Consider the following 25,101-nt stretch of genomic DNA (forward strand, 5'->3'; position numbering starts at 1 on the left):
GACGAGGCTGCCGTGGAGTTTCGGGAGTCGGATACTAAAGAGCTAGGTATGTTCTGGAAACAACACTACTCTTTTCTGACTAAAATAGCAACAACAAAAACTACCGTTCTTTCATAGCTCCTCGTTTTTTCAAACACAGAAACAAAAATCGATCTTGGCGAAAAGAAAAAGGCGCCGTTCCCGCGGGAGACGACGCCTTTCGATTCACGACCTCGTACCGACGTTGCGGCCGAAGTCCCGGTTTGTCAGATCGGGCCGATTCACTCCATGGTGATGCGCAGCGAGAGTCCGGTGTAGGCGAGGTAGGCGTGCTTCATCAGGTAGAAGACCTTGCCGCCGGCGCCATTCACGGTGATGCGCTCGCTGTTGCCCTGGGCATAGGAGTGGTACTGGTAGTCGCTGGGGCTGGGTTGCGAACCTTCCTTGAGGTAGAGATCGCAATCGCCCGAGCCACCGGACGTCTCGATGGTGAGGGTCGCCACGTGGGCGGGCACTTCGATGCGGAAGTAACGCCCGGTGTTGCGGTTGCCCCACAGATCGTCGACGGCGCCGCTCTGGTCGACCGTGTAGACACCATCGGTGTTGACGGCGAACATCAGCCCGTCGAAGGCTTCGTAGGCATTGAGCAGCACGAAGTAGGTGCGACCTTGACGGCCGTTGATGTCGATGACCTCGCGGTTCCCGGGATTCCAGGAGCGATAGCCGTAGTCCGAAGTCGTCGGCAGTTCGCCTTCCTTGACGTACAGATCGCAGTCACCCGTACCGCCCAGCACCGCAAAGCGCACGAAGTTGTGGTTCGCGGGAACGGTGACCTTCAGGAAGAGCTGGCCGCCCTTGACCTCGGTCAATCCGAACAAGGTGGTGTCGGCATCGAGCTCGGGCACGCCCTGGTCTTCGATGACACGAATGGAGGCGGTGCTCTGAGCCGAGCCGCCCTGCGGATCGCTGACGGTCACCCGGACCTGATAGGTACCGGCCGCGGTGTAGGTGTGGGTGGCGGTGGCACCCTCGGTGGTCTGGCCGTCGCCCAGTTCCCAGGTCACGGTCAGGGTGTCGCCATCCGGATCCGAAGCGGTCACGGCCAGGGTCACGGCCTGTTCCACCTTGGCTTCGGCAGGCACGTTCAGGCGCTCGATGACCGGATCGCGGTTGGGGGCGGGATCGATCAGGATGCTCGCCCGTTCGTCGACACGACCACCCTTGCCGTCGGTCACGGTGATGGTCATGTCGTAGGTCCCGGCGTTGGCGTAGGTGTGATCGACGGACGCCCCTTCGGCGGTGTTCCCGTCGCCGAGATCCCAGGCGATCGTCAGGTCGTCGCCGTCGGGATCGCTGGCGTTGACGGTCAGGGTCACGGCTTCGCCGGCCACGCCACGACGCGGCACGACCACACTGTTGACGATCGGGTCGCGGTTGCTGTCGACCGAGACGACGATGGTCCCCTGGCGCGTCGCGCGCCCGCCGCGACCGTCTTCCACGGCCAACGACACCGAATAGGAGCCTTCACTGTCGAAAGTGTGCGCCACTTCCGAACCGTTGAGCGTGCTACCGTCGATGGTCCAGGTGAAGCTCAGGCGATCGTTGTCGGGATCGCTGGCCAGCGCGCTGAAGCGAACCGACTCGCCCACCTTGGCGCCGGCGGGCACGGTGAAGGTGTTGATCACCGGCATCTGGTTCTCCGAACGGACACCTTCCACCTTGAGCGTGATGTCGTTGAAGGCTTCATAGGCGTACAAGCCGATGAAGTAGACCTTGCCGGCGGAATCGTCGATGGTGATGCTCTCGCTGCCGGTAGCACCGCCACTGACGAAGTCGTAGTCGTCCTTGGTGGGTTTGGCGTCCCGTTTCACGTAGAGATCCAAGTCGCCCTCGCCTTTTTCGGTGAGGATGGTGATCTGGCTGTAGTCGTTGGTGTTCAGGCGGTAGTAGAGATACTCACCTTGCTTGGCGGTATTGTTGAACCGCGTCTGACCCGGCCAGATGTTCTGGAAGAAGGCGGCTTCCGTGCGCAGGGTGAAGCCGTCGCTGCCCTGCGGGCTGTGAAGCAGCAGGTAGTAGGTGTTCCCCGTCGCGTCGTCGAGTCTGATCGATTCGCCGTTGTCGGGACCCGCCGAACGGAAGTCGTAGTCCGAAGTCGTCGGGATCGCATCGGTTTTGATGTAGAGATCCACATCGCCGCTGCCACCCTCGGTGAAGATCGACAGGTGATCGAGATCGGGATTGGGGTTGAACTTGTAGAGCTTGGTTTCACCGGCCGCGAGAGACAGGCCTTCGCGGCTGTCGTTGGGCCAGATCGGTTCCGATCCGTCCGGTTCCAGAACCGTGACCTCCACGGATCGGTGGGCCATGCCTTCGGGACGGCCATCGTTGATGTTGACCGAGGCGTGCTGTCGGCCGGAGGCGCCGAACATGAACTTGACGGTCGTACCGGGAATGCTGCGGCCGATGCCGAAGCCGAAACGCCAGAACGCTTCGATCTCGTCGCCGTCGGGATCGTTGACTTCGACGGTGAAGGTGACTTCCTCTCCCCGCTTCGGGACCCGGGGCTCCCAGGTCACGTCGAGGATTTCGGGAATGCGGTTCGGCTGCCCGGAGGCCTGCACGACGAATTTGCGCTCGACCATGGCACCCACGCTGTTGGACACCTGGAGGGTGATCTCGTGGCTGCCGGCCTCGCTCACGTAGTGACGGCTGTTGGCATCGGTCGTTCGGTAGTTGCCGGGGAAGATCCACAGATAGCTCAACGACAGGCCGTTGGGATCGACCGCGGTGGCCGAGACATCGAAGTAACGATCCACACCCACGTTTTGGGGGACATCGACGCTGGTGATCTCCGGCAGGTAGCTGGAGTTGTCGTCGACGATTTCCACATCGTCCAGAGCCACGCGGTTGCCGCCACTGATGCGCGCACTACCGCGGAAGCGGAGACGAATGGATTTATCCTTGAACTGGGTCAGCGGCACCAGGTGCAGGTTCCAGGCGGCGTCGTACCGGCCGGTCGCGGGCGGCACCACATCGGTGTGCCACTGTCCGTCGGCCCAGACATCGACCTCGATCTTGGAGGTCACCGCGCCCTTGAGGTAGTACCAGAACTTGAGGCGCGGGTGGTCCATGCCGGAGAGGTCGAGGCAGGGCGACACCAGTTCGGCGTGCGTACCGCCGGAAATCGGTGCGTTGGGCAGGTACAGGTAGGTTCCGTCGCCGCCGTGATCGGTCGCGGGACCGGTGTCGTTGCCGTTCATGTCGAGCACGCCAGCGGTCGCCGACTGCCAGTCGGCCTTGTCTTGGCCCATGTTGATCCAACCGTCCACCAGGGAGCCGAGGGTTCCTTCGGGCAAGGCGTTGAAATCGTTGCGCCACGGGAACGAATCCACGCGACCGTTGACGACCACGTAGCCGGTTTCGGTCACACTGTCGTTGCCGTATTGGTTGGTGACGGTCAGGGTCACGTCGTACACGCCGGGTTGGGTGTAGGTGACTTGGGGATTGGCGTCATTGGACGTCGCCGGAGAACCGCCAGGGAAGCGCCAGTCGCGACGGGTGGGCTGACCGGTGGAACGGTCGTTGAACTGGAAACTACGTCCTTCGCACAGGAATTCGTTGGTCTCTTCGAACAGGACGATCGGCGCTTCGAACGCGGCGCTGTAGAGATCGGATTCCCACATGCCGCGCGAGAAGCTGGCGGCGCGCAGTTTCTTGGTGGGGTACTGGATTTCGAGTTCGTTGACGATGACCGGCGGCAGGCCCTGGTTGTAGGCGAGCCACTGGCTCATGCCCGGCTCGCGGTAGTAGACACCGAGATCGGTACCGACGTAGATGCGGTCGGGGCCGCCCACGTCCTGAACCAGGCAGTTGACCTTCACCTTGGGCAGGCCTTCGGAGAAGTTGACCCAGTTGGCACCGCCGTCGACGGAGTAGAGGACCCGCTTGTCGGCATTCTTGTCGCTGGGTTTTACCGCGATCCAGAGTTTGTCGCGGGTCAGGGCATCGGCCATCAGGTTCTGGACCGCGAAGCGCAGGCTCCCCTCCTCGGGAACCGTGACCTCCTGCCAGGTGGTGCCGCCATCGGTGGTCTTGTGGAACCGATCGGCATTCACCATGCCGGCGTAGATGAGCTTGTTGTCGCGGGGAGAAACGCTGATGTATCCCAGGTTCCCGGTGCTGAAGTCACTGATCTTGGTCCAGTTGTCGCCGCGATCGGTGGACTTGTAGACGCCGTTGTAGCCGGAGTACATGGTGCCGGGCTGGCTGGCGTCGAGCACGAAGGGCGTGACCCAGCCGCCTTTGAGCGAGCTGCCGCTTTCCGAGCGCGGCGTGATGCCACGGGACATGCCGGTGGCCAGATCGCGACGGTACAGGACGCCGTTCTGTTGGCTGTAGTAGACGGTGGTGTCGATGGCCGGGTCGACGGCGCACTCCATGCCGTCGCCACCGGCGAGGAATTGCCAGGTGCCGTGGTCGATGATGCTGGTGCCGTTGTCTTGCGAGCCGCCCAGGATGTGACCCGGACGCACCTGGCTGATACCCAGCCGGTAGAACTGCATGATGTTCAGGGTGTCGTTCAGGTGCTGGAAGTCTTCACCGGCGGCGGTGCCGCGGTAGATACCGCCGTCGCAGCCCACGTAGAGGACGCCGTGGTGGTAGCCCAGGTAGTGGACATCGGCGTGGATGTAGTTGGAAGAACCGGAGTAGCCGGCCTGGTATTTCCAGGTGGCGCCGCCGTCTTCGGTTTTCCAGAGGTTGATGCCGCCCACGAAAACCGTATTCGGATCGGTGGGAGAGACCGTGATCGCCATGTCGTACCAGGCCTGTCCGTTGGTGTCGGTTCCACTGGACCAGCGTCCCAGGACGTTGGGTTTGTCGGCGACCAGTTCGAAACTGTCGCCACCGTCGTTGGAGCGGTAGAAACCCTTGAAGTTCGCGCCGTCACTGGCGAGCACGTAGACCAGGTTGGGATCCGCCGGGGTCACCGCCAGGTGGGAGCGGTTGGCCTGCAGGTCGGCGGTTTGGGACCAGCTCGCGCCACCGTCGGTGGAGCGCATGATCAGGGCGTTGGTGGTCACCCCGTAGATCGTGTCGGGGCTGCCCGGCTTGAGGGCGATATCGCGCAGGGCGCTGTAATCGCGTCCCACCGTGTAGACCCGCTGCCAGTCGAGTCCGCCGTCGGTGGTCTTGTACACGCCCAGGTTGGACGTGAAGTACATGATGTCGGGGTTTGCGGGGTTGGTGACGATTTCGTACATCATCGTCATGTTAAGGAACTCGCGACGGGTCCAGGTCTCGCCGCCGTCGGTGGATCGCAAAAGGCCCACGCTGGTGGTGTGACGGGAGTTGGGATCGCCGGTGACCGCGTGAATGACGTTGCCGTCGCGCGGATCGATCACCAGACCGTTGGAGCCGAAGGTCGGCAGGTCGGCGGTCTTGGGTTCCCAATGAAGGCCGCCGTCGACGGACTTCCAGATGCCGCCGGCGGGGGTACAGACGAACAGGGTGTCGGCATCGTTGGGATCGGCGACGACCGCGTTGATGCGGCCCACGTCTTTCCCGTTGGGTCCACCGAAGGGACCCATCGCTTGCCAGTTACCCTGGAAATCGTCGGCTTTGAACAGGCCGTTTGCGTGTTGTCGTGCACGGTATTCGGCCCATGCGGCCCACAACTCCGGAGTGGGGTTGAAGCGGCCCTGGTCGTCGAGGCGCGATTCCACGAGATGCGCCCAACGTTGGAACTGTTTGTATCCGGGCTTTTTCCCTTCCACGGGACGTTTGGCCCAGTAGGACTCAAAGTGTTGCTTGACTTCTTCGAAAGTGACGTCCGGATCGGACATCAAGGTGTGCCAGTCGGTTGCCCAGGTAGCGGCGGGCAGTGAGACGAATAGGAACAACATGAAAGCTATTCTCATCGATGAAAACCCTCGATTTAATTTTTTAAATAAGAAAATTCAGAGACCCATTCGGGCCCCATAAATCGTGTTCACGACAGGTGCGTGACGAGAGTCACCGCAAAGCGGAAAATGTGCCCACCTGTGACGAGGGTTCCATCCACAAGCGGAAAAAAGGTTTGCGGGCTATGTAAATGCTTTGTAAGGCGCATTTATTGAGCTATTTCACACAAAAGCCGTGCAAACATCCACAAAAATCGAGAATCAAAGAAAATTAACAGAACAATCAAAATGCTACACAAACTAGACCGAAGACAAAATGATTGCCGCTAGACAATTCACCCAAGCTCGAAAGACTTCCTACCGCACGCCACGCGGTCAGGCCTGCTCTACGGAGCGCGTCGGAACGCCGACGCATCGGATACCAGCGTTTCAATCGGCGGTCTTCGCCTCGAGCGCCAATCTCGAACGATGGGAGCCCTGGCGTATCGTGAGAGCCACCAACAATCGGAGCGGACCCCCAGCTTGATTTCGGAATACTTCTTGGATTCGAGGGCCAACTTTTGTGGACGTGTGCCTGCCTGCGCCTAGGGCAGGAGCCCCGTGAGCCAATGCAGGATATTCAGCGCGAACTGTTGATTGTCGCAATGGGGATAACTGATGCCGAACCGATGCACCTCGCCTTCGCGGAAGCGTTGTTGGGCGGTCATCATCGCCGCCTCGCCCAGGATGACCACCCGTCCCTTTCCTTGCAGTAGCGTCAATCCTTGGACGCGTCCCGCCGCCGACTTGTAGACAGTTTCGGTGACGTCCTCATCCATGGCGGTGTCCGACAAGGTCAACAAGGGTTCGCTGTGGGCCGGGCCCTTCAGCGATTGGCCGGTGAAGGTCACGACCTTGTCGATCCGTTCCCTTTCGTGTCGACCCCGAGTGATGGGGTGATCGTTCAATAGGCCGCTCTCGCGCGTGAAGGCGAGATTGTACTTGCCGTAGCCTGGCTCACCGTGGTTTTCATCGTAGGTCCAGGTGTTCCGCATCTCTACGTCGAAAGCCGTCGCCAGGATTTGGCCGGCGGCCCCGCTTGGCGCGTGATCGGCGATGAACAGGAGGGCGCCTCCGCCTTCGACCCACGCTTTCACGACCGCCACCTCGCTCGGTTTGAAGGCCGGCTTGGCCAATTCGGCATCGGGATCGTCCTCATGGGTGCCGCCAGAAGCGTTCGAGATGACCAGGACGTCGATACCTTCGAGTGATTCAGGCGTGAATTCCCTGCGGTTGGACGTCACCCGGTAACCGTCGGATGTGAGCAGGTCCACGAACGGTTTATAGCGGCCCTCGGCTTTGTGGTAATTGTTGTGGGCTTCATCGATCACGACATGTGGGCCCTCTGCCTTGTAGGCCGGTTTTGCCACTTTGGGGACGAAGACCTCGTCGGCTTTCTGAATGTCACCCGTCGGCTGGTCCCGCTTACAGGACGTGAGGGCTCCCGTCATCACCAGAAACGAGAGTGGGAGGAGCAGGGAGACGAAAGGGGATAGCATGGAGCGAGCGCTGGATTGCTTCATGGGACGGCCTGTTATCTCGGCGGTGGATCGAGCACGACCCTGGCCGGGGAGCTGACCGACTCAGGTGGTGCTGAAACACGATGAGTTCATGAAATGGGTTGAGCATGCTGAATCATCCCCACCATATCATGGTATTGGGAGGGTTTTGAATGGTATTGTTCTGGCTTCGAGCCGGGGTGTTCGGATGATTGAAACACAGGGTTCACAGAATTCTCGGTGGCTGATATAAAGCTTCTATAACTATCACTATGAACACTGTAGGACAGACAAGGCACTCGAATATCGGTTCCAGTGGGTTATATGGGGAAGGACATCATGACGACCACCCGTCTGCACGCCTTGCTGCGCTAGCCACTGCTGGTCCGCCTCGGAAGCATATCCGTCGTCTGCACTACAGGTCACGGGCGTGGTCCCTCTCCGCTCGAATGCTTCTCGGCACGTCTGCTGGAACATGCTGGCACCCGCCTGATTGCCCTCGGGTACCGAGACTGCCACCACAATTTGACGAAAACCCGGGTCCTTGAAATCGGAGTGAACCCTTTGCTCGTGGCGGGCTCCATGTGTCGTGCGGCGGCGAGCCGTGTGTCGGCAATCGGCGCCCGAGGCCGCACACCATGGACCCGACGTGAAAAGGCGGATGATAGCGGCGGAACGCGAAGATCCCTCGCGTTCCGCCGACAATGGAAGCTCACCGTCACGCGGCGGCCTTGACCTCCTCGGGCACGGCTTCACCCGGCTTGGCGAACCACCGGTACAACGACGGCACCACGAGTAGCGTCAGCAGGGTCGAAGTCACCAATCCGCCGATCACGACGGTGGCCAGGGGCCGCTGCACCTCTGCGCCGGCCCCTTGCGACAAGGCCATCGGCACGAAACCGAGCGAGGCGACCAGGGCCGTCATCAGAACCGGCCGCAAGCGCTCCCGCGCACCGAGCGCCGCGGCATCGACGGCACAGCGGGTGTCGCGATGGCGATCCAGGATGGTGGACACCAACACGACGCCGTTGAGCACCGCGATACCCGCCAACGCGATGAAGCCCACACCCGCCGAGATCGAGAGCGGCAGGCCGCGCAGGGCCATCGCGGCGATCCCGCCGGTCACCGCCAACGGCACGTTGAGGAAGATCAAGGTGGCCATGCGGCCGGACCGCAAGGCGCTGTAGAGCATCAAGAAAATCAACACCAGCGCCACCGGAACCAGCAGCGCCAGGCGTCGCGACGCCTGCGCCAGGTTCTCGAACTGGCCCCCCCAGGCAAGGTACCAACCGGTGGGCAACTGCAGGTTGGCGTCCAGCAGCTCTTGAGCTTCGGCCACGAACGAGGCCAGGTCCCGACCGCGAACATTGGCTTCGACCGTGATGCGCCGGCTGAAATTCTGGCGGCTGATCTGGGCCGGGCCCTCTTCGATGGTCAGGTCGGCGAGTTGGGACAACGGCACCATTCGCGTATCGCCGTCGTCGAGCGGAACCGGGACCAGCAGGTCACCCAACTGGGAAGCGGTCGCCCGCGCTTCCGGATGTAACCGGAGCCGCAAATCAAAGCGTCGCTGACCCTCGAGGACCATGCCGACCGACTTGCCGCCGATGGTCTCGATGACATCCAGCACCTGATCGGCATGAATCCCCTGGCGGGCCATGGCGCGGCGATCGAGGCGAACCCGCAGCGTGGGCAGGCCACTGACCTGCTCGGCCTTGACGTCGGCGGCACCAGGCAACTCGCGAACCAGCCGCACTACTTCGTCGGCCTGTCGCTCGAGGCGGTCCAGGTCGTCGCCGTAGATGCTGATCGCCACGTCGCCCCGTACGCCGGCGATCAACTCGGAGACGCGCAGTTGAATGGGCTGCGAATAGCTGAACATCACGCCGGGCACGCTCTTCTGGAGGGTTTCGTCGATGGCCTCGACCAACGCCTCCTTGGAGTCGAAACGCCAGGTGTCGCGTGGCTCGAGCATGACGTAGGTATCGCTGATTTCGACCCCCATCGGATCGGTGGCGATCTCGGCGCGACCCGTGCGCGAGATGACGGTGTCGATCTCGGGAAAGGACGCCTTCAACACCGACTCGACCTTCGAGCTGATCTCGTTGGATGTCTCCAGCGAGACACTGGGCAGGCGCCAGATTTGGAGCGCGATCGAGCCCTCGTCCAATCGGGGAATGAACTCGGCACCGAGGAAGGGAACCAGGCTCATGCCGCTCAGGAACACCGTCATCGCGATCGCGGCCACGGTGCGCGGCGCCCGCATGGCGCGATCGAGCAAAGGCCGGTAGATGCGTTTGGCGAGGCGGAACAGCCAGGGCTCCGATTCGCGCACCCGTTCGAGGAACAGAACCGCCAGGACCGGCATCAGCGTCAGGGCGCACAGCAACGAGGCCATGAGGGCGAACACGACAGTCAACGCCATGGGTTTGAACATCTTGCCTTCGATCCCGGTCAGGCCGAGGATGGGAATGTAGACGAGAATGATGATGCTGACGGCGAAAGTCACCGGCCGCGCCACCTCCAAACAGGCGACGCGCACCTTGTCCGCATGACTGCGTGGATCGTCGCGATGTTTGTGTAGATAGCGCATGACCGCCTCGATCAACACCACGGAGCCGTCGACGATCAACCCGAAATCCAGGGCCCCCAGACTCATCAGGTTTCCGCTGAGACCCAAGGCGTTCATGGCGATGAAGGCCAGCAGCATGGACAGCGGAATCGAGAGCGCCACGATCAGGCCGCCGCGCAGGCTTCCCAGGAGAAGCAGCAACACCAGGACGACCAGCAGGCCGCCCTCGACCAGGTTCTTGGTGACGGTCCAGATGGTGCGATCCACCAGTTCGGTGCGGTCGTAGAAGGTGTCGATTTCCACGCCTTTCGGCAGGGTCTTGGCGATTTCCTGGATTTTGGCATCGACGTCGCGGGCCACGACCCGTGCGTTCTCGCCCATCAGCATCATCACGATCCCGATGACCGCTTCGCCTTCGCCGTCGCGGGTCACGGCGCCCTGGCGGATGACCGGCGCGAAGACGACCTCGCCCACGTCGCGTACGAAGATGGGCGTACCGCCGTGGGCATCGTGGCGCACGATGATGTCTTCCAAATCGGTGAGGCCCTGGATCATGCCCTCACCCCGCACCAGGACCTGTTCGTCGTTGTGGATCAGGTAGCCGCCGCCGACGTTGCGGTTGTTGCGCTCGAGGGCCTCGGCGACCTCGCCCACCGAAATGCCGTAGGCCGTGAGCCGATCGGGAAGCAAGGTGACCTGGTAGGATTTCAGCTCGCCGCCGAAGGCGTTGACCTCGACCACACCCGGCACCGATCGGAGCTGGTAGTTGATCGTCCAATCCAGCAAGGTGCGCAGCTCCATGGGGCTGTAGCCTTCGCCACGCACTTCGAACTGGTAGATTTCGCCGAGACCTGTGGCGATCGGACCCATTTCCGGCTGGCCGTAGCCCTCGGGGATGGCTTCGCGGGCTTCAGCCAGTCGCTCCGAAACCAGGGTTCGCGCCGCATAGATGTCGGTGCCTTCGAAAAAGACCACCGTCACCACGGACAGCCCGAATTTGGAGACGGAACGCACTTCCTCCACGTCCGGTAGGCCGCTCATCGCGGATTCGACCGGGAACGTGATGAGGTTCTCGACGTCTTCGGGCGGCAGGCCCGGCGCGTTGGTCATGATCTGTACTTGGGCGTTGGTCACATCGGGTACGGCGTCGATCGGCAGTTGCAGCATGGCTCGGAACCCGAGGCCTGCCAGAAGCAACCAGCCGACCACCACCAGCATGCGGTTGTCCAACGAAAAGCGAATGATGGCTTGAATCGGTGAAAACACGGCGCCTCCTCAGTGCGAATGGCCCGAGCCCAGCTCGTGCTTGCTCACTTGGGATTTGAGGATGAACAGGTCGCCGGTCGCGAGGCTGTCGCCCGCCGCGAGCTCGCCGCTCACCTCGGCCGCGTTGGCGGTGATGCGCAGAATGGTCACGGGAATCGATTCATAGGTTCCCTCTCCTATCCGCTTGAACACCACCTGGCCGTCCTTCACGCGCTGGATCGCGGCGGACGGCACGATCAGGCCACCCGAGGTCGCCGATTGGCGCGGCACCAGCACCGTGAGCTCGGCGAACATGCCGGCCCGCAACAAGCCGTCGGGATTGGGCAGGGTCAGGCGCGCCAGGGCGGTACGCGTTTCGGGATCCAGTTGACTGGATAGGTATTCGATTCGGCCGTTGAAGGCCGCGCCACCCAACGACTTGACGGTCACCAGTGCCTCGAGGCCCTCGCTCACCTGCGCCAGGTCGCGTTCGGGAACGCGGGCGTTGACCCACATCGAGCGCGTGTCGGCGACCACGAAGGCCGCATCGCGTTCATCCAGCACTTCACCCCGGGTGATGTGTTGCTCGATGATGCGCCCGTCAAACGGCATGGTCATGCGGTAGCGGTTCAGTTCGAGATGGTTCCCCTGCAGGCCCAACAAGGCCAAATCTTCCTCCGAGACCCCGAGTGCCAGCAGGTTCTGGCGAGCCAGGAGGACTTCGATGCGGCTCTCCTCCAATGCTTGGGCCGCCTCCAGGTAATCTTGTTCGGACGTGATCTGTTGCTTCCAGAGCCGCTCCTCACGGGCGAAGGTGCGCTCGCGAAGACGCTGCAACGCCAGTGAGGCCAAATAGTTGGATTTTGACACTCCCAGCTCGCGGCTTTCCAGGACCGCCAGTTCACTGCCGCCCTTCACCACATCGCCCAGCACGTGGTTCACCTCTCGAACCGTGCCCTGGACGCGCGGCGTCAGGTGCGCCACCTTCATCGGATCGAACTGGATTTCGGCGGGGAAGGAAAACCGTTCGGTGAGCTCACCGCGCGAGACCAGCACCGAACCCAACGAAAGCGATTTCATCTGGTCTTCGGTCAGGGTGACGATGTTTTCCTCGTGGGACTCTTCGTGTTGGTGATCGCCATCTTCTTCGTGATCGTCGTGATCCCCGACGGCGAGCGCCGGCGTCCCGCAGAAGATCGACACCAGCAATACCGTGTAAATCCAGGTGGGTGTTATCGATTCAGTCATGTTCACGACCATCCTCCTCGGGTTGGGAAACGGCGACTTGTCCGGTCAACCGCGCCAGTGCCGCGGTTTCGCGGTGCATTTCGACCAGTGCCTCGGTATAGGCGGCACGCGTCTCGAAGTAGTTGCGCTGGGCTTCCAGCAGATCCAGATAAGCGAACTTGCCTTCGCGGTAGCCGAGGCCGGCGCCCTCGAAAGCGCGTTTCGCGGCGGGCAAGACCTGATCGCGTAGGGAGGTCAGAGACGCTCGAGCGGCCTGGGCGCGGTAATAGCTTTCGGTGGCTTCCGCTACGAGGCGATTGCGCACCGCCTTCTCCGATTCGGCTACCTGGCGAACGGCCAGCACAGCCGCCCGTCGGTTACCGCGATTGCGATCGAAGAACGGCAACGGCACGGAAACGCCCGCGACCCAGGTGTTCTCGCCGGACTCCCGAAAATGGCGGTAACCGGCCTGCACGTCCAAGTCTGGAATGGATCGCTTTTTTTCGAGTACCAGCCGGGCATCGCTCGTCTCGCGTTCCTGCGCCCAGCGCGCCATTTGCGGATTCCGCTCGAGTCGCTCCAGCACCTCGGGCAGCGTGGGCATCGCGTCGACCCGTTCCAGGTCACCCGAGACTCGTATTTCGGTGGCGGGATCGCCACCCCACAGCGCAGCCAGACGGCCGCGCACCATGTGGAGCCGCGTCTCGGCCCGCGTTCGGGCCAGACGAGCCTGGGACAGGGCCACTTCGGCACTGACGGCTTCGAGCGGCGAGACCTTGCCCGCCTCCACGCGAGCCTGCATGGTCGCGTGGGTTTCCTCCGCCAACCGGAAGAGGTCGTCGTGAAGCGCAACCCATTGCTGGGCACCGAGCATTTCGTAAAAGGTCACGTAGGTTTCAAGGGCCACATCCAGACGAGCCGCCCGCGTGTCCCACGCCGCAAGTTGGCGCTCACCCTCGGCGACGCGAACCCGCAACTTCCGCTTGCCCGCCGTCTGCACGGTCTGGGAAACGGCGACGGTGGTTTCCGCCCGGTCCAAACCCGAAAAGCTCCCGCCGAAATCCTCCAACTCGACTTCCAATTCGGGGTTCGGCAGGCGACCCGCCTGGTCGACCAAAGCGGCCATCACCTGTTCTTGGAGCCCGTAGGCGGCCAGTCCGGGATGGATCGTTTCCACCCGTCGATAGACTTCCGCAAGGGTCAGTTTTTCGGCCTGATCGGCTGGTTCACCCGCGAACAAGAGACAGGGCGCCAGCCAGATGACACGGCACCACGCCGCGATCATTCGGTTCATACATCCTCCGCAAATTGCCTAAACAGCGTCCGTTTGATGGGTGTCGGCTCACATGAGGACACCCCGAGTCATTCCCGCGAACGGGAATCGGATCAGCGTTGCGGAGGTATCAAATCAGGAGGAAAACGGTGGTCAGCGCGGCCAGAATCGGCGCGGGACCAGGGGGTGGACGCAGACCGATGGGCCCGAAGCGGGCATGGCACAGGGCCCGGTTCATGGTCACGGGCGCCCAGGGTGGGGTCAGGAGCACGGGGCCGGCCGCAATCGTCCACTCGGTGTGGTGGACGCGATCCAAAGGCGCCAATGCCAGCGAGGTATCGACGCAGGGCCCGCAATGATCGCCTTGCTCGAGTTGTGGCACTTCGTAGTGCACGTCGCCGTCGAAACAGGAGACACAGCCGTCTTCGTTGGCGAGCTCGATGGCCACATGCCCGTTATCACCGCGGCAGAGCACGATGGTTCCGGGAACGCCACTGAAAAAGGTCAATACCAGAAACAGTCCGGTTCGACATGCCACATGCCACGTAGACCCTGGAATCGCCATACGCCGAGTACTCCACAGGATTGAAGGGCGGGAGGATCGAGTTCCCGCCGATGCGATGCGCGTGTCGCGCGATTGCAAAAACACTTCATCATATCGTTGAATATGGAATTAAGCCAGCGCCGAATGACCGTCCGGCTGGAATTTACCGCGTATTTACAGCTCGACCGCTCGTCGCCAAAGCGTACAAAGCACTCTCCCTCAACGAGATAGTGAACATACAGGCTTGTGGCGTCCCTCGAAACGCGGCCGCTATTCGGCGAAAGTGGACCCCGGTTTTTTGGCGAGGGGTTCCGATGAAAACAAGATCTTCCGCGCGAGATGTCGATGCCGGTCAGAAAAACGAAAAGCCGCATCGCGCCCCGTTGGTGCGATGCGGCTCTCTTTGGATGGCCGATCCGAATCGACGGCCGATTAGTTCTGGGCTTCCTTGGCGGCGCTGACCTTCGCGAAATCACCGGCCTTGAGCACCGTCATCTTGTTCACGTCGAGGTACTTCTTGACCACGAGATGAACGTCGCCGGGCGTCAACGCCTGGATTTTGGATTCGAACTCGGCATCCCACGCCAGGGTGCGGCCCTGGTGCATGTAGTTGCAGAGCAGGCCGGCCAGGCGGTTGTCTTGGGAACGCTGCACCTTGCGACGTTGCAGCATGCCCGATTTGGCCGTATTCAGCTCGTCTTCGGTCACACCGTCGGTCACGATGCGTTCCACTTCCTCGCGGAAGGCGGCCTCCAGCTTTTCCATGTTCTCGGGCGCCGCGATGGCATAACTGAACCACACGGAACGCGGCTCGTCGTAGCGAACCCGCTCTCGGGAACCGACCCCGTAGGACAGGCCCTCTTTTTGGCGGATCCGTCTGGCGAGGCGCGAGTTCAGCACGCCACCACCAAAGATGAAGTTACTGGTTCTCAGGGCCGCGAAATCCTCGTGCCCGGCGGTCATATCGAAGGTGAAACCGGCCATGAACACGGCATTGGCCTTGTCCGGCGTTTCGAAGGATCGATGACCCGCCTTGTTGGCGACGAAGGGATCGGCGAGCGCCTCGTAATTCTTCTTCGACTTCCAACCGTCCAGTTTGGCGACCACCAGGTTGACCAGTTCTTCTTTGTCGAAGTCACCGACCACCGCCAGGGTGGCGTGATCCACACCGTAGAACGCCTTGTGGAACGCCTTCAATTGATCGGTCGTCACCGATTGGATGGCGTCGATCTCTTCGTCGAGGCCGGGCCCGTACAGCGGATGGTCCTTGTGGAAGGTCGCAAAAGCGCGCGCCGATTCACGTTGGATGATGGCGGCCGGATCCTGCCGACCGGACTCCAGCACCGTGATGCTCTCCTGTTTGTACAGTTCCAGCTCTTTCTCGGGAAAGGCCGGCTCCCGAAGGATTTCCATGGCGAGTGCCATGGTGGGTTTGAAATGCTCGCGCACCGTCTGAACGGTCAATTCCACGCCGTTCGGCTTCGGGTTCACCTTGATGGTGGCCTTCAACTCGGCGAGTCGGGATTGAATCTCGTCGCGACTCAGTTTTTGCGTGCCCCGCATCAACATGTCGGCGCCGACCTTCACCAGCACCGACTTCTTGGCGAGGTTCTTCTCGTCACCGAAGTACAGATTCATGTGGGCGTGTACCGATTCGCCTCGGGTCTTCTTGGGTAACAAGGCCAGTTTCAGGCCGCCTTCCAGACCAAGACGCTCGGTTCGCGATTCAATGTTTTCGGGAGAGGGATCGAAGGCTTCGCCCATGGCGACCGCGGCCTTGCCCTTGTAGTCCTTCAGCATTTCCTGAACGTCGGGCGTGGCGGGGATCTCGGCTCGCTCCGGATTCTCGGTGGGAATGAAGCGGCCGACCGTGCGGTTGCTGGGACGGAGGTACTTCTTCGCCGCCGCCTGTACTTGCGCGACCGTCACCTGTTCCAGGCGATCGCGGTACAGGAAGAACAGACGCCAGTCGCCCATGCCGATCCACTCACTGAGAAACAGGCCGATCGTTTCGGAGCTGTTCATGGCGAGCTGGATGTTCTTGAGCATTTCGGCTTTGGCGCGAGTCACTTCGGCCTCGGTGACCGGGTGTTCCGCGATGTTTTCAAGCGTGTCCAGCAGCGCCACATGAGCTTCGCTCAGGGATTTGTCCTTGGGAACCACGGCGCCGAAGATCGAGACACCGGGTTCGGCCCACTGAAAATCGAGTCCCATGATTTGCGCGGCCAGGCCCTTCTCTACCAGTGCCTTGTGAAGACGACCGGACGTGTCGTCGGAGAGCAATTGGGTGAGCACGCCGACCGCGGCGAATTCGGGATGCGACCCGGCCGGAATGTGATAGGCGGCCGCCACGAGCTGCAGGTCACCGGTGCGGCGCAGGGTGATTTCGCGCTCGCCGTCCTGGGTCGGCTCGGTGGTGTAGATCTGGGGAAGCACCCGTTCGGGGCGCTTCAGCGGCGCGAAGTACTTGTGGATGAGGTTCAGGGCCTTGGCCTTTTCGAACTTACCGGCGACGACCAAAACCGCGTTGTCGGGCTGGTAATACTTGCGGTAGAACGCCTGGAGGCGATCGATGGGCACGTTTTCGATGTCGGAGCGCGCGCCGATCGTCGACTTCCCGTAGTTGTGCCACATGTAGGAACTCGACAGAATGCGCTGCAGCGTGATGCGAAACGGGTTGTTTTCGCCCCGCTCGAACTCGTTGCGCACAACCGTCATCTCGCTGTCCAGATCCTTCTTATAAATGAAGGAGTTGACCATGCGGTCGGCTTCCAGTTCCAGGGCCCATTCCAGGTTGTCGTCGGAGGCGTGGAAGGTCTCGTAGTAGTTGGTTCGATCCGTCCAGGTCGTTCCGTTGGGACGGGCACCGCGTTCGGTCAATTCTTCGGGAATGTTGGGGTGTTTGGGCGTGCCCTTGAAGACCAGGTGCTCGAGCAGGTGGGCCATGCCGGTCTCACCGTAGTTCTCGTGTTTGGAGCCCACCAGATAGGTGATGTTGACGGTAATGGTTTCCTTGGTCGGGTCGGGGAAAAGCAGGACCCGAAGCCCATTTTTCATGGCGTATTCGGTAATTCCCTCGAGCGAGCGCACCTCGGTCATGCTCTCGGGCGTTTGGGCCGACAGCGTCGGCACCAGGGCAAGCAAGGCACATAGCAGCGGAAACAAAGACGTTACTTTAGGTCGCATGCAGGTCACGGAATATTCCTCCTAAATCGCGCCGAGTATGTTCGTGAAATCCAAAATCGTTCACTCGGGCTCATTTCGATTCCTGGGTTCCTCATTATCACGCGGGAACGGCGAAGAAAGCGGATCACGTCGACCCATGAAACCTCGAAAATGATTCCGCACGGCGTCGCAGCCCACACCGAGAGCCGGACTGCCGACAACCGGGTTCTCAGGCTGAAACCAATCAAAGGGATTTCCATTGGGGAACCCACTGTCGGGCAAGTGGTCCTACCGACCCAGCCATACCGGCTGTTTCCAACGAATCTCTCCATAATCGGGCACTCCAAACGGGTTCGGTTCAAATGAGAGAGCAATTTTGTCCACGAATGACGCGAATGACGCGAACCAAGGCACTTGCACGGAATAGTCTCCGCAGTACCGCCGATCCTTCAAAAAATCGAGAACCCGTGATCCGAGGATGGTTTTTAAATTCGTGTCAATCGGTGTGATCCGTGGACAGACTTTTTTAGCCAAATGGGAGTTCCCGCATTTCCGGGAGGAGGGTTAAGAGTTTTCCGTTGCAGGGCATCGGGAGCCGGGTATCCGGCGTCGGGTTTTTCCCGGTTCCGGTTCGGCCCCTAATTCAATCCGTGCTCTTTCAACTTGTACATCAACGACCGCAGGCTGATGCCCAGATGCGCCGCCAACTCCTTGCGGTTGTGCGGGTAGACTTCCAAACCTCGCCGCAGGAGTCGTCCTTCCAGGACGTGGAGGTCTTCCTTCAGACTGCCGGTATTGGGCAGGTCGCCCACGTCCTCGTGGGGCGCCGCTTCCAGCGAGGGCAGCTCGGCGATCGGCAATCCCGTGATCATGGCCCGCATCATCACGTTGCGCAAGCCGTGGTAGTTGCCCTCCAGGGTCAGCTCCCTGGCGGCCTGCAGGTCATGGTCGTCCAGGTCGCGGGCGGGGTGCGGGACTTCCGTAGCCAGGTCTCGTTTCATCGCGGTGAACACGGTCTCGAAATCCTCGGGCCGGCCGTGGATATCGGGAAGCGGGACCTCGGCACCCAGGAGCCGGAAAAAGAAATCCTCGCGAATCGCCCCTTGGTCGTGCAGTTGGTTCAGGGAGAGCCGGCTGGTGAGGATCAATACTCCGCGAAACGCTCGCTCGAAGGTGGCACCGACCGGCCGATACGTGCGCATCTGAAGGAAACGCAACAGCTTGGCCTGGAGTTCCTGGGACCAGTCCTCCAGCCCCTCGAGCACCAGCGTGCCGTCACCGGCGACGCCGGCCAGTCCGATGAAATCCTTGGTCGCGCCGCTGAAGGCACCTTTGACGTGTCCGAACAACTGGCTCTCGAAAAGCCCCATACTGAGGGCGGCGGCATCGTGGAAAACGATGGGGCTCCGCGCACGCGAACCGCTTTCGTGAAGCTGGCGCGCCAAGTAGGTCTTGCCGCAGCCGCTGGGCCCGGTCAACACGAGCAGGCGGGCATCGCGCAACATTTGGGCGGCGAACTCGAGCTTGGATTGCAGGGCGGGATGGGCACTGAATGGGGACGTCACAAGCAGCCTCAAAGTAGTGAGTCAGGCTCCTGAAGCCAACAGCGAAGATAGGGCTCCCCTTGGGCGTTGCCTTGATAATACACCAGCAACAGGCGGTCGCGCACGGGCCCCAGGTCGGAATAGCCGCCGTCGTAGATGGAACCGGGAAAGGATTCGATCGTGACGATGGGCCGATCGTCGAAAGGCCATTCCAGACAGGTGGCGGCGGAGGGCGCCGCGGATGCGGCCTGTTCTTCGGACTCGGTGCCGCGATAGAGATGGCGGTAACTGACACAGACCCGATCGCGCCAGTGAATGGCCATCGGCGCGTGGGCGTCTCGAATGATGACCCGCGGTTCGGACCATCGATCCAAATCGGTGGAGGTCGCGTGCCAAAGCGCGAATGGCTGGCGATGGGCGCGACTGAACAGGTGGAAACGATCTCCGGCGCGGACCAGGGAGGACTCGTTGAGCTCGCGGTCCCGCGACCCGTTGGGAATCGCCGACCGAAGTCCCCAGGCTGTGGGATCGTGGCGCCGCTCGACCGGCACCGAGATCAACAGTGCCTGCATGTGGTCCTTCCCATCGAGGCCGCCGTAGGCCGGAAACACCAGGTCGTCGCCGACACGCAGCGCCTTGCCGTAAAAGGCGAACCAATGAACGCCGGGTACGGCGATCTCGATGCGCTCGCGGAAGTTCAGGTCGTGGGAAAAACCGACGAAGCAGCGCATGCGTTTTTCGCGATCGAAGTTGCGGGTGGCCAGGCAGAACAGGCCATCGCCGAGGTCGCTGACGATGGCGTCCATTTCGTTGCGACCCTTCTCGCCGTGGACATGGCTCTCGACGGCCAGTGATCCGATCTCCTCGCGTTCGGGATCGTCGCAGGCGACCACGAAGGTATCGAGATCGAATTGAAGGCGCTTGACCCGACCCCCATGACCGTGGGTTCCCCAACGCCCCTTGACACCCTGTCGAAAGAACACGAAAAGCTGGTCCCGGTGCACGGCGAACGTCGGAAAAGCGCTGTATTGATTTTCCCGGCGAGGCACCAGGGTTTTGATCATGGGTACTCCTTCCGCAACGCGGGAATAGCCTTCACGATACCCGCTCATGCGTGTGAATTCAACCGCTTCGCACCTCGATCCCGGCCGCGTTACGGCCCGGGGGACGGCTCGTCTCGGGACCGGTCCGAGAGTGCTCCGCCCGCCAGGTCCACGGTATGGGACGAGGTCTCCCATACCCGACTGTGGAGGAAACAGTCCGCCCTGCCCCAAGGGAAACGAGCGGAAAAACGCTTTTCCAGCTCGAGAAAATCGCCCTCGGGCCAATCGGTGAGCGGATAGCTGATGGTGATCACCTTGGCCCCGATCGGCAGGTGCCGCAGGCGCGTCAATACATCTCGAATGACCGATTCCTCGAAACCGGTGCCGTAGAGATAGACCGCGGTAGCCTCGGAGAAATCCATCTTGCGAATGTCGCCCCAACGAAAGCGAAGGCGTTCCCAACCGCTCACCTCCACCAACTTGTTGGCTCGTTGGATGAAGATGGGCACGTGATCGACCCCGACCACATCGGCGCCCAAGTAGAGATGCAACCACAGGCTGGTTCGGCCACGACCGCAACCGAGTTCGTAGATGGTGTCGCGCGATTCGAGGCCGCATTCGCGAACGATATGGTGCATGGTGGAAAGCGGTGTTTCACCGTAGCGATAGGGATTCTCGGCACCCTGCAACTTCAGGTAATCGCGACACTCGGCAAAGGCGCTCTTGAACCGGTACATGCCGGAGAGCCGCATATCGGCCACGGCGAATTCCGTCTTGCGATAGTAACGCAGCACTCGAAACGCCTCACCGCACTGGAACACGAAGGTGCGCAACCACACCAACGGCATCGACAACCATTCGAGCAACGACCAGCGCAACGACCACCTCCCGTCTTCATCCAACAAATCCTATCGGAAATCGCGATGTGGTGGTCGGTCAAATCGACAAAAGGCGAACACTGTTCCCAATACAGAATGGTCTGCGTACCGGACCCCGGACACCAGCCCCCCTCCCAGCCCTCAAATCCCCCGTGAACTACTGGTTTTAAATAATATGAGAACATGGAACGGGAATTGTAAGCGATCCCCACAATGATTCGCTCTTTCGAGTTTCCTATTCATATCAGTAAGGACGTGACGTGGCAGAACCAAGATCAAGGCAACGGCAACATCGACCCTTCAAGCCTGCCGCGCGCCCGCCACATCCAGGTATCCTTTCGACGTTGCAACACCTTCGCCCGAGCCGGGTTCACGCCAGGTTGGACGTGCATTTTCTCCCATCGGCCGCACGCGAACGAGCAAACGGCACCTCGGGCACCTGCAATGGGAACCGCACCGGTCGTTGGACTCTGGGAGGCCCATCCGGAATTCGATCCTGTCTCGGAAAAGACACCGACCGTGCGCAATCTGCCTGGAACGTCCACCACTGGAACCTCCACGTCACCCCGCATCGACTCGCGTATCCGCGCCACTTCAGTCAACAACCTTGCGATTTGACGCCAAGGGTCCCGATCGATCGAAACGGCCTCACGAGCCTCGAACACGCCACCGGGCTCGTCCCAAGGCCGAATCGACGGGGCAACTCCCCTCGGGCCTTCATTCCCAAAGAATCCATTTCAGGAATTCGTCGTTCCGACGGCAGGCAGACACACCTGTGTTCGGGAGGCGAACACTCCAGAAGGATCGCCGCGAAACGCGACGAGCTTCACCGCCGAAGCACCTCGTCGTTCCTTCGCGAGTGTCGAAACGTTCTCAACCGCTGTCACCAGCGACCATCACGATAGAAACGGAGAATCTAACATGGCAGATTTGGTCTATTATATTAACAAAGAATCACTCGAGTGGCCTTCCAAGAACAAGACTTGGAAAGCCGTTACGGGCCCCTGGAAAAAAGGCTCCTTGCCCAAGGGTTCCTACACGGTGAAGCGCAACCACATCACTCAGTACACCTCGGCCATCGGCGCCAGCTTCCAGGACGAAACCGGTCAGGGCTTTTTCCTTCCCATCGAACCGGATTTCAACACCATCCGTTCGGGGCTGGGCATTCACCCCGACGGCGGCGTCGCCGGCACGGAAGGCTGCATCGGACTGAAGGAGCGCGCTGCGGAATTCTACCGTGAAATCGCGGGAACGGCCTTCGGCACGCTCTCCCTCGAAGTACAGGACTGAGATCTCGATCGCTGACCTCGGGTCGCCCGTCAGGGCGGCCCATCTCCCGCCTCGAGCCCAAAGAGATCAGGGACGCAGCGCCCCATTCAGGGCTTCGCTCTCCAACAGACGCCACACGCAGGCCTCACCTACCTCGATTTCGATTCGCGTCACCGAGGTGTTGCCGATCGCCAGAGGCCGCGATTTTTCCGAGGGCGGCAGGGCGCGCCGCAAGGCACAACTGACACAACCGCCGTGAGTGACGACCAGCAATCGCTGGTTCGGATGGCGTTCGGCCAGGCTCTCGAGCCCACCGACGACCCGATCGAAAAACTGGCGATAGGATTCGCCGTCCGGGATTTCGAAATCGGGTTTCGTCGAAATGAATCGCTTGAACCAATCGGGGTGCTTGGCCCGCACGTCGGCACTCTTCAGGCCTTCATAGGCACCGAAATTCAGTTCCCGCAGCCGCTCCTCCAAACCCACCTTCAGGTTCAGGGCCTGGGCCGCCGGGGTGGCGGTATCGCGGGCGCGTTTCAAATCGCTGCTGTACACGGCATCGAACCGCTGTCCCCGCAGCCGCGTCGCCAGCCGATCCGCCTGCAGCCGACCGTTTTCGTTGAGATCGGTATCGGTGTGGCCCTGGATGCGGCCTTCCAGATTCCAGTCGGTTTCGCCGTGACGCACCAGCCAAATGTGACAACTCAAGCGCGACCCTCCGCGGTCTCGAACCCGAACCCCACCCGATTCCGGTTCGCGGTCCTTTGATTCGGCTCAACTTACCACGGGGTCGCCGCGAAGAAAACCGAATCAAAAAAAACCATTTTTTTTGAGCAAAAGTTTGTGGCGTCACGTAGAGAATCATTGGGAACGCTAGCTTTGTCCTGAGCAAAAGATAGCGTTCCTTGACAACACACAAGGGTTAGCTACCCGATTTTTCTCCTACTCGCGCCGGTATCGAATTTCTCGATACCGGCCTTTTTTTGTGGCTTTTCATCCGGGATCCACCGCATTCGACCCACTCGCGTGAACGTGGCGGGTCGAGATCGCCCGAAAACGGAGGTTCGAATCGAACAATTGCGCTTCCAGTCGCGGAATCCCCCGGTTTTCGCTTCCTCTTTGATCCAGGATGTCTGTTAGAATACAGGCTTTGCGTGGTCAAAACGCCCAGCTACCTCGCCTTTCGGTGGTTCGATGCTCAAAAAGGTTATCAGTTCGCATAAATTCCCCTACCTGTTGTTTCACCTTCCCACCGTGCCCTACATCGCATGGCTCTCGCTCAAAGCGCGATCACTGTTTTTTTACGGCGCCTGCAATCCCATCATCCACCACAACGGCGGCGGCAGTCGTGCATCGAAGACCTACATGCTGCGCAACGTGGACCGCAAGTGGCTGCCGACGACGATCCTGGTGGAGCCGGATCGTCCCATCGACCAAATCGAGACCGCCCTGGCCGCCAAGAACCTGAACTACCCCCTGATCGCCAAGCCCGACAGCGGTGAGCGAGGCAAGGGCGTCGTCAAGGTCCACAATCGAGATGAACTGCTGGCGGCGGTTCGCGGCAAGGTGCACAACGTCCTGATCCAGGAATACATCGACTACCCCTACGAATACGGAGTGTTGTACTGGCGCAAGCACGGCGAGCGGCAGGGACACATCACTTCCATCAGCCATAAAGATCTGTTTCACGTGGTGGGCGACGGCACCCGTTCCGTATGGGAACTCGCGAGTGCTCAAAAGGACAAAAAACCCTTTCTCGACAAGGCCAAGGAACTCAACAAGGATCGCCTGGACTACGTGCCCGTCAAAGGCGAGCGGGTCGTGGTCGATTTCGTGGGCCATCGCGGTCGTGGCACCGAAGTGGTCGACGCGGGCCACCTGCACTCGGCGGAAATGCTGCAGGTCTTCGACAACATCACCCGCGACATCAACGGCTTTTATTACGGGCGATTCGATTTGAAAGCCATTTCGCCGGACAGCCTGCAAACCGGTGAAGGTTTGAAGATCTTGGAATTGAACGGCACGGCCAGCGTTCCCATGCACATTTGGGATCCACGCCTGTCCACGTACCACACGTATCGCGAATTGTACCGTCATTGGAGAACCATTTACGAAATCTCACGGGACAATCACAAACGCGGCATCCCCTACATCAGCTTCTCGGACGCCATCTCCTACCTGCGCGGCTGGCTCAAATCGGACCAGCAAGAGCATGCCTGAGCCGGAAGGGCGAATATTACCCAGATCCGGACATATCACTCCATATCAGGTAATTAGCGAAGTTTACGGTTCATTTACCGAAACTTCGCTTTCCAATTTCGGGTAGAACATCTATCTTCATTAATAATTTTGAGGGTAACCACCAGGCCACAGAGAAGCCACTTCGCGTTCCAGGGAGCCTCGTTTGACGATTCCCATTCCGCTAAAAGAAAGCCTGTTCCGAATTACAGGTGACACGGTCGAAGGTTGGGATTCGTTTCTCGAGACGTTCTACAACACGTTCTTCGCGAGCTCTCCGGAAGTAGCGGCCAAATTCAAACGCACCAAGCTCAAGCATCAGCGCTTGCTTTTGCGCCGTTCGCTGGAATCGATATTGAAAATGGCGTGGTCCACCGAAATCCCCATCGGCCTGGACGAAATCGCCGAGCGCCACGACAGAAACAACCTGGATATCCGGCCCTACCTCTACGAGCTTTGGGAAGAGTCGCTGATCCAGACCGTTTCGAGAGTCGACCCATACTTCGACGAGGAAGTGGAACTTTCCTGGCGCATCGCCCTGGAGCCGGGCATCAAGTTCATGATCGACCACTATCGAGCCTCTTAATTCCCCAAACCGATTGAGCACGGAAAGTGCCCATCCAGGATCCGCATCGTTTTTCCTCGACCTTCCTGGATGGGCGGGCTTTCAGGCTATAGGGCGC

The 25,101-nt window shown here is 60.7% G+C and carries 14 protein-coding genes; 3 read left to right on the forward strand and 11 right to left on the reverse strand.

The window, feature by feature from the left end; translation table 11 throughout:
- Positions 1-260 precede the first annotated feature (260 nt).
- The 10 genes from J3U87_RS30375 to J3U87_RS30420 form a co-directional block, all read right to left on the reverse strand.
- The gene (locus J3U87_RS30375; RefSeq protein WP_237379553.1) at positions 261-5,885 is read right to left on the reverse strand and encodes a PKD domain-containing protein; all 5,625 of its coding nucleotides are present in this window, start codon (positions 5,883-5,885) and stop codon (positions 261-263) included.
- A gap of 581 nt (positions 5,886-6,466) precedes the next feature.
- A complete protein-coding gene (locus J3U87_RS30380; protein WP_237379554.1) occupies positions 6,467-7,444 on the reverse strand; it encodes a type 1 glutamine amidotransferase family protein in 978 nt (325 codons plus the stop codon).
- Positions 7,445-8,138: 694 nt separating this feature from the next.
- Positions 8,139-11,258, reverse strand: coding sequence for an efflux RND transporter permease subunit (locus tag J3U87_RS30385; RefSeq protein ID WP_237379555.1), 3,120 nt, complete (start codon positions 11,256-11,258; stop codon positions 8,139-8,141).
- Positions 11,259-11,267: 9 nt separating this feature from the next.
- Positions 11,268-12,485: an efflux RND transporter periplasmic adaptor subunit gene (locus J3U87_RS30390; RefSeq protein ID WP_237379556.1), complete on the reverse strand. Its 1,218-nt coding sequence runs from the start codon at positions 12,483-12,485 to the stop codon at positions 11,268-11,270.
- Complete coding sequence (locus J3U87_RS30395) at positions 12,478-13,758, reverse strand: TolC family protein (protein ID WP_237379557.1); 1,281 nt, start codon at positions 13,756-13,758, stop codon at positions 12,478-12,480. The genes J3U87_RS30390 and J3U87_RS30395 overlap by 8 nt, the downstream gene beginning before the upstream one ends.
- A gap of 109 nt (positions 13,759-13,867) precedes the next feature.
- Complete coding sequence (locus J3U87_RS30400; RefSeq protein WP_237379558.1) at positions 13,868-14,275, reverse strand: hypothetical protein; 408 nt, start codon at positions 14,273-14,275, stop codon at positions 13,868-13,870.
- 438 nt (positions 14,276-14,713) lie between these two features.
- On the reverse strand, positions 14,714-17,467 hold the full coding sequence (locus tag J3U87_RS30405) for a M16 family metallopeptidase (RefSeq protein ID WP_237379559.1): 2,754 nt from the start codon (positions 17,465-17,467) through the stop codon (positions 14,714-14,716).
- 617 nt (positions 17,468-18,084) lie between these two features.
- Entirely contained in the window at positions 18,085-19,011 is a 927-nt protein-coding gene (locus tag J3U87_RS30410) for a sigma-54-dependent transcriptional regulator (RefSeq protein ID WP_237379560.1), read from the reverse strand.
- A gap of 8 nt (positions 19,012-19,019) precedes the next feature.
- Positions 19,020-20,054, reverse strand: coding sequence for a sialidase family protein (locus tag J3U87_RS30415; RefSeq protein ID WP_237379561.1), 1,035 nt, complete (start codon positions 20,052-20,054; stop codon positions 19,020-19,022).
- An 89-nt stretch (positions 20,055-20,143) separates the two neighbouring features.
- The gene (locus J3U87_RS30420) at positions 20,144-20,911 is read right to left on the reverse strand and encodes a class I SAM-dependent methyltransferase (protein WP_237379562.1); all 768 of its coding nucleotides are present in this window, start codon (positions 20,909-20,911) and stop codon (positions 20,144-20,146) included.
- A gap of 921 nt (positions 20,912-21,832) precedes the next feature.
- Here J3U87_RS30420 and J3U87_RS30425 point away from each other — a divergent pair.
- Positions 21,833-22,201 (forward strand): L,D-transpeptidase family protein, encoded by a 369-nt coding sequence (locus J3U87_RS30425; protein ID WP_237379563.1) that lies wholly within the window; start codon positions 21,833-21,835, stop codon positions 22,199-22,201.
- Positions 22,202-22,267: 66 nt separating this feature from the next.
- On the opposite strand, the gene J3U87_RS30430 is transcribed toward J3U87_RS30425, so the two are convergent.
- A complete protein-coding gene (locus J3U87_RS30430) occupies positions 22,268-22,888 on the reverse strand; it encodes a histidine phosphatase family protein (RefSeq protein WP_237379564.1) in 621 nt (206 codons plus the stop codon).
- Between the two features lie 486 nt (positions 22,889-23,374).
- Here J3U87_RS30430 and J3U87_RS30435 point away from each other — a divergent pair, with 486 nt between their 5' ends.
- Positions 23,375-24,400 carry a hypothetical protein gene (locus J3U87_RS30435; protein WP_237379565.1) on the forward strand — a complete coding sequence of 342 codons (1,026 nt, stop codon included), beginning with the start codon at positions 23,375-23,377 and terminating at the stop codon, positions 24,398-24,400.
- Between the two features lie 184 nt (positions 24,401-24,584).
- On the forward strand, positions 24,585-25,004 hold the full coding sequence (locus tag J3U87_RS30440; protein ID WP_237379566.1) for a globin: 420 nt from the start codon (positions 24,585-24,587) through the stop codon (positions 25,002-25,004).
- Positions 25,005-25,101 lie beyond the last annotated feature (97 nt).

This window comes from Sulfidibacter corallicola (assembly GCF_017498545.1).
GTDB classification, from domain to species: Bacteria; Acidobacteriota; Holophagae; order Acanthopleuribacterales; family Acanthopleuribacteraceae; genus Sulfidibacter; species Sulfidibacter corallicola.